The sequence below is a fragment of the Streptomyces sp. NPDC056948 genome (assembly GCF_042674225.1).
GTDB lineage: Bacteria > Actinomycetota > Actinomycetes > Streptomycetales > Streptomycetaceae > Streptomyces > Streptomyces purpurascens.
The window spans coordinates 1-2549 of the sequence record NZ_JBHUQX010000713.1 but is presented as its reverse complement, the minus strand read 5'-3'; the positions used below and the strand labels follow the sequence as shown (position 1 = coordinate 2549).

The window sequence follows — 2549 nt, the reverse complement described above, 5'->3', positions numbered from 1 at the left end:
GCCGGTGACGGCGGCACCGAGTCCGAGTCCTCCGAGGACGACCCGGAGCGCACGGTCGTCAAGGTCCGCGAGCCCCGTCCCCCGCGGGAAAAGGGTGCGGAGCCGTCCGACGAGGTGCAGTCCATCAAGGGCTCGACCCGTCTGGAGGCCAAGAAGCAGCGCCGCCGCGAAGGCCGCGAGCAGGGCCGCCGGCGCGTCCCGATCATCACCGAGGCCGAGTTCCTGGCCCGCCGCGAGGCCGTCGAGCGCGTGATGGTCGTCCGCCAGCACGGCGACCGTACGCAGATCGGCGTCCTCGAGGACAACGTGCTCGTCGAGCACTACGTCAACAAGGAGCAGTCGACCTCGTACGTCGGCAACGTCTACCTGGGCAAGGTCCAGAACGTGCTGCCGTCGATGGAGGCCGCCTTCATCGACATCGGCAAGGGCCGCAACGCGGTGCTGTACGCCGGTGAGGTCAACTTCGAGGCGCTGGGCATGGCCAACGGGCCGCGGCGCATCGAGTCCGCCCTGAAGTCCGGCCAGTCCGTGCTCGTCCAGGTGACGAAGGACCCCATCGGGCACAAGGGCGCCCGTCTGACCAGCCAGGTCTCCCTCCCGGGCCGCTACCTCGTGTACGTCCCCGAGGGCTCCATGACCGGCATCAGCCGCAAGCTGCCCGACACCGAGCGGGCCCGGCTGAAGACCATCCTCAAGAAGATCGTCCCCGAGGACGCGGGCGTCATCGTGCGCACCGCCGCCGAGGGCGCGAGCGAGGACGAGCTGCGCCGGGACGTCGAGCGGCTGCAGGGGCAGTGGGAGGACATCCAGAAGAAGGCCAAGAACGGCAACGCGCCGACGCTGCTGTACGGCGAGCCGGACATGACCGTCCGGGTCGTGCGCGACATCTTCAACGAGGACTTCTCCAAGGTCGTCGTCAGCGGTGACGAGGCCTGGTCGACCATCCACGGGTACGTCTCGCATGTCGCCCCCGACCTGGCCGACCGGCTGTCGAAGTGGACCTCCGAGGTCGACGTCTTCGCCACGTACCGGATCGACGAGCAGCTGTCGAAGGCACTGGACCGCAAGGTCTGGCTGCCCAGCGGCGGCTCGCTGGTGATCGACCGGACCGAGGCGATGGTCGTCGTCGACGTCAACACCGGCAAGTTCACCGGCCAGGGCGGCAACCTCGAGGAGACCGTCACCAGGAACAACCTGGAGGCGGCCGAGGAGATCGTGCGCCAGCTCCGGCTGCGCGACCTCGGCGGCATCATCGTCATCGACTTCATCGACATGGTGCTGGAGTCCAACCGGGACCTGGTGCTGCGGCGCCTGCTGGAGTGCCTGGGCCGGGACCGGACCAAGCACCAGGTCGCCGAGGTGACCTCGCTGGGGCTCGTGCAGATGACCCGCAAGCGGGTCGGGCAGGGGCTGCTGGAGTCCTTCTCCGAGACCTGCGTCCACTGCAACGGCCGCGGTGTCATCGTGCACATGGAGCAGCCGGCCGGCGCCGGCGGCGGAGGCGGCGGCAAGCGCAAGAAGCGCGCGCGTGCCGGTGCCGAGCAGCCGCACGTGCACGAGGCGGCCGTCGAGACCGCGGAGCAGGAGGCGGAGACCGAGGCGGAGGTCGGTGCCGAGATCGCCGAGCCGATCGCCCTTCCCGAGCCGTCCTTCGAGCCCGACGAGGAGCTGTACAGCAGCGCCGCCGAGGCGGAGGCCGCGGCCGGGCGTGGGCGTACACGGCGCCGGGCGAGCCGGCGGGCGTCCGCTCCGGCGGGTTCGCCGCGCGGTGAGACGGCGGAGCCGAAGGCCAGGAAGGGCAGGGGCAAGGCCGAGCAGGCCGAGGTCGAGGTGCCGACGGCTCAGGACGTGACCGCCGCCGAGGAGGCCGACCGTCCGGTGCAGCCGGAGCCGGCCGCCGAGGCACACGCCGAGCCGATGGCCGTCGAGGACCCGGTCGTCGAGGCCCCGGCCGCCGAGGAGGCCGCGCCCAAGGGCCGTGGCCGTCGGCGGGCGACGCGCAAGGTGTCCGCGCCGGCCGGTTCTCCGGCGGGGGCGGAGGCGACCGTGGTGACGGTCTCCGAGACCGCACCCGCCGCGTCCGAGGCCACTCAGGCGCCCGAGCAGGCCGAACAGCCCGAGCCGGCCGCCGAGGCGCCCGCCGAGAGCGCCGCCCCGGCCCGTCCGCGGCGCCGTGCCGTGCGCAAGCCCACCGCGTCCACCGCGTCCGAGGAGGCGGCCGTCGTGGTCGTGTCGTCGGCGGAGGAGGCGTCGGACGCCGGAGCCCCGGCCACCGAGGCGACCACGGAGACCGCCGAGGCCGCCGAGGAGCCGGCTCCGGCCAAGAAGACGGCCCGCAAGACGGCCAAGAAGGCCACGGCGAAGAAGGCCGCCACCAAGAAGACCGCGGCGAAGAAGACCGCGGCCAAGAAGACGACGGCCAAGAAGGCGGCGACCACCAAGACCGCCGCGAAGAAGACCGCGTCGAAGAAGACCGTGGCGGCGGAGCAGACCGTGTCGTCCGCGGCCTCCGTCTCGGCCTCCACCGACGAGGGCTGACATCCCGCCCC

The 2549-nt window shown here is 72.3% G+C and carries 1 protein-coding gene; it reads left to right on the top strand.

The window, feature by feature from the left end; all coding sequences use genetic code 11:
- The coding region (locus tag ACFTZL_RS43875; RefSeq protein ID WP_382595930.1) for a ribonuclease E/G at nucleotides 1–2538 on the top strand (2538 nt) is incomplete at its 5' end.
- Nucleotides 2539–2549: the final 11 nt, after the last annotated feature.